The organism is Phormidesmis priestleyi ULC007, from assembly GCF_001895925.1.
GTDB classification, from domain to species: Bacteria; Cyanobacteriota; Cyanobacteriia; order Leptolyngbyales; family Leptolyngbyaceae; genus Phormidesmis_A; species Phormidesmis_A priestleyi_A.
Genome location: NZ_MPPI01000049.1, coordinates 24,152 through 31,042, shown reverse-complemented (window position 1 = coordinate 31,042; position 6,891 = coordinate 24,152). Strand labels below are relative to the sequence as shown.

The window sequence follows — 6,891 nt, the reverse complement described above, 5'->3', positions numbered from 1 at the left end:
ATCATCGGTTTGGTTGATAAAGCTAAGCAGATCTTGCATACCATCTTTCACGGTTGTCATCAGGGGTCACGACCCACTCAGCCTTCATCTTACAACTGATTTAGGATTGCTATATGCTAGCAACGGCGATCGCCTAAGCTATCCGACCAATCGATCGCGCCATCGTTCCCAAAATGCCCGCAACTGCATTACACCTGAACTTAACCTCTAATTACCCGCGATCATCGAATTCAAGCGCTACAAAATATTCAGACGGTGTGGTAAAGCTAAACAGCTTCATCCAGCACTCGAATATGCAACACCTCATTCCGCATCAGTGGTTCAATTTGGGACTCAGAAGCAGATCTTGCATACCATCTTTCACGGTTGTCATCAGGGGTCACGACCCACTCAGCCTTCATCTTACAACTGATTTAGGATTGCTATATGCTAGCAACGGCGATCGCCTAAGCTATCCGACCAATCGATCGCGCCATCGTTCCCAAAATGCCCGCAACTGCATTACACCTGAACTTAACCTCTAATTACCCGCGATCATCGAATTCAAGCGCTACAAAATATTCAGACGGTGTGGTAAAGCTAAACAGCTTCATCCAGCACTCGAATATGCAACACCTCATTCCGCATCAGTGGTTCAATTTGGGACTCAGAAACTACTAAAACTGCGATCGTCTCCCCGATCGCATTAAAGATCTCCAGACTATAGCCATCCTCCCCATTTGCAACAGGATGATGTTCCACGATCGTTGCAACATCTCCCCGATGCAACTGATGCTTCGGAAAATCTTCCTGCAAAGCCACCCTCGTAAACAACTCAAATGCCATCACTCCGCCTCCTTATCTGGATATAGCGTAATAAACTTTGTTTGTTGTGTCTCGTATTCAACCATCCAAATCGTGACCACCGCTAAATTGACCCCATTTATTCCCGTCAAAACACCTCGAATCTTATAAACATCCCCAAATCGATTTGGTTCATCACTCGGCACAGCCTCAAGCGGTAAAATCTGACTTCTCAAATCCGCTTCTAATTGTCGCCAGTTCTCTTGACCATAGCCCGCTTGCGCCAAAAACTTAGACTTATCATCCACATCACGCCAGATCAGCAGATACTTTGTCAGTTTGGCGGGCGCAATCACAGCATCACGAGCAAGCTTCATGAAACAAAACAGAGTCGTTGGTATCACTCCCATTTTACCAACTTCAACCAACTGTACTAAATTAGACCTCCTCGATAGGCTTGATAAGTTTTGGCGATCGCGGCAGCGTTGCCTGTTCATCTTTCTGGCGATCGCGGCGACTCTTTTTCTTCTGGTCTAAGAACGCTTCGCGATCGCGCATCTCATCCAGCACAAAGAGCTTTCTCAATAATCCAGCTTCCCCGTGATATTGAAACGTTGCAGCTACCAATCGCTGATCACCCGTCCGGAATCTGGAAACGGAATGGAGTAGATTAGGATAGGCACTTTTCTTTTGCTGGAGAACTTCTGCCATGTCTCCCCATTTGAAGTCTACGGGTCTTGCGATCGCGGCACTGGTGCTGTCTCTGACGGCTCCCTTACTCCCGACTGCTTACTCTCCACTCCCTGTTCTTGCCCAGACTTCGACTCATTCGGCTTCTAAAGCGGAGGCAGATCGCCTTTTGCAGCAGGGAAATCAACAATATCAGATTAGCCAGTTTGACGCTGCATTCCAGTCCTGGCAAAAATCCCTTCAAATTTACCGCAATCTTAAAGACCGACTTGGTGAAGGACAATCCCTGGGCAATCTGGGAATTGCTTACTATTCTCTGGGCAACTATGCCAAAGCCATTGAGTATCACGAGCAGCATTTAGCCATCGCACGAGAAATCAAAGACCGACTTGGTGAAGGACAATCCCTGGGCAATCTGGGAATTGCTTACTATTCTCTGGGCAACTATGCCAAAGCCATTGAGTATCACGAGCAGAGTTTAGCCGTCGCGCGAGAAATCAAGAATCGCGAAGGAGAGGGTATCGTGTTCGGCAATCTGGGTAACACCTTGGCAAAACAGCAACAACCAGAACTGGCGATCGTCTTCTACAAACAATCGGTCAGCGTTCGCGAAACCATTCGCGGAGACCTTCGCAAACTGCCCCGCGAGTCGCAAGAATCCTACACCCAAACCGTTGCAGGCACCTATCGCGCCCTTGCCGATCTGCTCCTTGCCCAAGGTCGCGTTCTAGAAGCCCAGAAAGTCCTCGAACTCCTGAAAATTCAGGAACTACGCAACTATACCCGCGACACCCGCGCTGGTGGCGAAACTAAAGGCGCACCTTTGAATGCGATCGAAGCCCCGGTCATTCCTCCCTTCGACAACCTGATCGCCCTCGGCATCAAACTCACCACCTGCGAAGGTCAAAAACCCTACTGCGCCGATCGCGACCAACTCCTCAGCCAACGCAACCAAGCCACTGAGCAATTTAGTCAACAAGCCGATCGGCTCCGCACCCTTGCCCGCCAAGGACGCGACAAAGACCCCGCCCAACTGCAACAAGAAGAACTCACCGTTGCCGCTTACAAAATTGTCCAGTCCCAACCCAACACCGTCCTGATCTATCCCCTCGTCCTCGAAGACAAACTCTGGCTCGTCTACGGACTTCAAGCAGGCAAACAAGGCGTGGTCTTCGCCAGCAAAGAAATTCCCGTCAGCCGCAAAGATCTCTCCGCCACCGTTACCCAATTTCGCCAACTGCTAGAAAACCCGAATAGCGATATTAAACAACTCCAGCAAGTCAGCCAAAAACTCTACGGCTGGCTGATCGCACCTCTGCGCCCCCAGCTCGACGCTAACGGCATTCAAAACCTGGTGTTTTCCCTCGATCGTTCTACCCGCTATGTGCCGATCGCCGCCCTCTACGACGGCAGTCAATACCTCGCTCAACGCTTCAGCCTCTCCACCATCCTCACCGCAGGCTTAACCGATACCCAAGATAAACTTTCCCCCAACCTCGCCGACAACGCTGTCCTCGGTCTAGGACTCTCCAACGCCGCCCCAGGCTTTCCCGCCCTACCCAATGTCGTCAACGAACTGAATGCGATCGTTCGCACCAACAAACCCGACTCCCAAGGTATTTTTCAAGGTGCCGAACGACTCAACGGCGACTTTACTCTCAACGCCTTCAAAGACATCCTCGACTACCGCATTCTGCACATGGCGACCCACGGCAAATTCGACTCTGAAGATCCCGAAAAGTCTTTCCTCGTCCTCGGTGACGGCAATCACCTGAAGGTAACAGACATCAAAAAAATGAACGATCTGGGGGGCATTCATCTCGTTGTGCTATCTGCTTGTGAAACGGCACAGGGTGGCCCTGATAAAGAAGGGATTGAAGTGTCGGGTTTGAGCTATTACTTCCTGACCCAAAACGTGAAATCGGTGCTGGCATCCCTCTGGAAAGTCAACGATGCCAGCACTAGCCGATTAATGCAGCAGTTTTACCAGAATTTAGCGACGGGCAAAATGAGCAAAGCTGAGGCATTACGGCAAGCCCAACGATCGATGATTCAAGGCAATGGCACGGGAACTGAGGGCGATCGCGGCAGCTTCAAGATTGAGTCAATGCCGAGTAGCAAAACATCTGCCATCACCCGCAATTTCAACCATCCCTACTACTGGGCACCCTTCATTTTAATTGGTAACGGTTTGTAAGTTTTTTCTGTTCACCAAATTTTCTAAGTTTAGGATTATAGACAACACATTTATTGCTCGGAAACTAAATGTCAGATTCTGAAGCCAAACAACTTTTACAAGACGGTGACAAGCTGTACGCGCAAGGGGATTATTATTCAGCGATCGATGCCTACAGTAGAGCATTAGAAACTTATCAAGAAATCGGTGATCTTAATGGAGAAGCCGAAACTTTCAGTAGGATTGCAAAGGTTTACCAAAGCTTCAGTGAGTGGGCTTCTTACGACGCAGAAAAACTACACTTTTGTGCTCCTGACGACCCTGGCCAGCAACCTACAGATCCTCGCCAACCCAAAAGTCCCCAACCCAAAAGTCGTAAACGTTAACAGTGCAGAAGTGTTCTTAGCAATTTTGCCAAAAGGCTCAAAATTATATATAGCAATCCTATTTCAGGTGTGAGAGTGGGACAGGCTTCCAGCCTGTACGGGCAAGATGCCCATCCCACAATTCAATTAGGATTGCTGCTATATGTACTCTCATTGTCTGGGAAAAGTTGTGTGTGATGAGCAGGCAGTTTAGTCTCGTGATGTTGATTAGTTTAGGATTGCTATTTTTTGAAAAACCTGTTTTTTCAGGTGAGCCTATAAAGCCCAACCATCTATCCATAGCACAAGCAGCACCGGACTCTGTTACCGAAGCGTATTATCTGTTTAAGGAGGGTCAACGGCAGCTTTCCAATGCTCAATATCAAGCTGCGATCGAGACATTTCAGAAAACTTTAGAAATTTATAGAAAAATCGGCGACCAAGAAGCTGAAGCCAGTGTCCTGAATAATTTGGGGATAACTTACAGTAGGCAATCTCAGTATCAAGAAGCTGTTAAGCTTAGTCAGCAAGCAGTTGAAATCCTGAGTAAGATTAAGCAGCCGACTGACTATGGAAAAGGGCTTCTGGGGAGTATCCTAAATAATCTTGGTTCTGCATATTACAGCTTAGGCGAGTTTTCGGCATCACTTAATGCTTATCAGCAGGCTTTAATCAATCATCAAAAAATAGGAAACTTAGGACTTGCAGGAGACACGCTCAGTAATATTGCTCTTACTTATTCAAAATTGGGTCAATACTCTGAAGCCCTTGAGCTTTATCAGCGTGCCCTAGCCTCAGCTAAACATACCAATAACTTGATGGTGCAAGGGCGCACACTGAACAACATGGGCGTTCTTTATTATGTTCAGAAGCAATATCTACAAGCACTAAACTCTTTTCAAGCTGCTCTAAAGCTCCGTCAGCAAACCCGTGATTATGGTGGTGAGTCCTATACCCTCAATGGACTGGGACGGGTTTACACTCAGTTGAGGCGATATCCCCAAGCTGAAGTGGCTTTTCAACAGTCACTCAAACTTGCACAGCAGGTTAATAGTCGTAGATCCGAAGGCAGAACGCTCGATAGCTTCGGTGATTTATATGTACAGTTAAACCAATATCCAAAAGCGTTGAGAGCTTACCAACAGGCGTTGGAGATTAGTCGAGACATTGGCGATCGTGACGCTGAACGCACAACTCTCAGCAATCTGGGAAGTCTTTTTGCCAAACAAGGGCAACCAGACTTAGCCATTGTATTTTACAAACAATCTGTGAATGTCATTGAAAGCATCAGGAAAAACATTCAGCAATTATCCAAGGATAAACAGGAGTCCTATGTTCACACAGTATCGGACACCTATCGGCGTTTAGCTGACCTGCTGTTAGCTCAAGGGCGGTTGTCAGAAGCACAACGCGTGTTGGAACTGTTGAAACTTCAAGAACTCAAGGACTTTACCCGCAGCAGCCCAGTTGAGGACAAGCAGGAAATTACCCTGTTGCAACTGGAGAAACAAATCCTAGAAAAATACGGTGGTCTGGTTGCGTTTGGACAAAAGCTCTACGACTGCGAACACAAAGGACAACCCTGCAAAGACCTGCGTGACCAACTCGATCAACTCACTGTTGCCTTTAACCGCGAATCCAATACCTTCAGCAAAACCCTGCGAGAACGTCTCGCAAAAGATCCGGCTTTCCTGACTTCTGATCAGTTGGGCAGCACGGCAACTGATGTGGTCACATCTCAAGCAGGTACTGTTCTCATTTATCCGCTTGTACTTGACAACAAGCTTCGCCTCCTATTAGCAGTCAAAGCAGGTGAGCAAGGAATCGCATTCCGTACTGTGGAAGTTTCTAATGTCGGACAGCAGAAACTTTGGAAAACTGTTTCCCGCTTTCGAGAACTCCTTCAGGATTCAACCACTGATCTCAATGAACTTCAGCAGGTGAGTGCTCAACTATATGATTGGATAATCCGTCCTCTAGAAAAAGAACTCAATCCCAAGCAGATTCGTCATCTTGTTTTTGCCCTCGATCGCGCCACGCGCTATATTCCAATGGCGGCTTTATTCGACAATCAGAGCCAGCAATACCTGATCCAGAAATACGCTGTCTCTAATATTCTGGCAGCCGAACTCACCGATACCCGCGATCGCCTACCTACCAAACCCGACCAAATTTCTGTCCTGGCACTAGGTGTCTCTAAGTCTGTTCCCGGCTTTAGTGCTTTGCCAAATGTTCCCAAAGAGCTGGGTGCGATCGTGCAAAATAGCTCAAATTCTCAAGGGATGTATCACGGTTCAGAATTTCTCGATGAAGCCTTCGACTACACAGCTTTTCGAGATAACCTACGCGGTCGTCAAATTGTTCATATCGCAACGCACGGCAAGTTTGAACCTGGGCAACCTGAAAATTCTTTTATTCTTCCTGGCAAAGGCAACCGTCTCACAATTGCAGAGATTCAAAAGTTGCAAAACTATATGGGTGGTGTGCATCTGATTGTCCTATCCGCTTGCCAAACAGCAGTAGGGGGGCCTGATGAGAGCGGAATCGAGATTCCTGGCATCAGCTTCTACTTCTTAAAAAATCGGGTGAAAGCAGTGATTGCTTCTCTCTGGCTCGTCAATGATTCTAGTACTAGCGTGTTGATGCAACAGTTTTACCAAAATCTGGGAAAGGGCACCATGAGCAAAGCTGAAGCCCTCCAGCAAGCACAGATCGCTGTAATGCAGAGTAGTAGTCAATCATCCCAGCTAGACCGAGGAAACTTCAGGATCGAGACAACTCAGGCTGGAAAACCAGCGGTCATTCCCCGCAATCTTAGCCATCCTTTTTACTGGGCACCCTTTATTCTAATTGGCAACAGTTTGTAGAGAAATCAGC

At 47.6% G+C, this 6,891-nt stretch carries 6 protein-coding genes; 3 read left to right on the top strand and 3 right to left on the bottom strand.

Features of this window, described 5'->3' with window-relative positions; all coding sequences use genetic code 11:
* Window positions 1-579 precede the first annotated feature (579 nt).
* The 3 genes from BRW63_RS23930 to BRW63_RS23920 all read right to left on the bottom strand — a co-directional run bounded on the left by BRW63_RS23930 (window position 580) and on the right by BRW63_RS23920 (window position 1,494).
* Window positions 580-825 (bottom strand): DUF4926 domain-containing protein, encoded by a 246-nt coding sequence (locus BRW63_RS23930; RefSeq protein ID WP_073074891.1) that lies wholly within the window; start codon window positions 823-825, stop codon window positions 580-582.
* Window positions 825-1,160, bottom strand: a complete 336-nt coding sequence (locus tag BRW63_RS23925) for a DUF6883 domain-containing protein (protein ID WP_073074890.1) — start codon at window positions 1,158-1,160, stop codon at window positions 825-827. Before BRW63_RS23925 ends, BRW63_RS23930 begins: the two co-directional genes overlap by 1 nt.
* A 61-nt stretch (window positions 1,161-1,221) precedes the next feature.
* Window positions 1,222-1,494: a hypothetical protein gene (locus BRW63_RS23920; RefSeq protein ID WP_073074889.1), complete on the bottom strand. Its 273-nt coding sequence runs from the start codon at window positions 1,492-1,494 to the stop codon at window positions 1,222-1,224.
* Here BRW63_RS23920 and BRW63_RS23915 point away from each other — a divergent pair.
* The 3 genes from BRW63_RS23915 to BRW63_RS23905 all read left to right on the top strand — a co-directional run bounded on the left by BRW63_RS23915 (window position 1,493) and on the right by BRW63_RS23905 (window position 6,881).
* The gene (locus tag BRW63_RS23915) at window positions 1,493-3,670 is read left to right on the top strand and encodes a CHAT domain-containing protein (protein ID WP_073074888.1); all 2,178 of its coding nucleotides are present in this window, start codon (window positions 1,493-1,495) and stop codon (window positions 3,668-3,670) included. The two genes, BRW63_RS23920 and BRW63_RS23915, sit on opposite strands and share 2 nt — an antisense overlap.
* 68 nt (window positions 3,671-3,738) lie before the next feature.
* Window positions 3,739-4,035 (top strand): tetratricopeptide repeat protein, encoded by a 297-nt coding sequence (locus BRW63_RS23910; RefSeq protein ID WP_073074887.1) that lies wholly within the window; start codon window positions 3,739-3,741, stop codon window positions 4,033-4,035.
* 176 nt (window positions 4,036-4,211) lie between these two features.
* Entirely contained in the window at window positions 4,212-6,881 is a 2,670-nt protein-coding gene (locus tag BRW63_RS23905) for a CHAT domain-containing protein (protein WP_073074886.1), read from the top strand.
* Window positions 6,882-6,891: the final 10 nt, after the last annotated feature.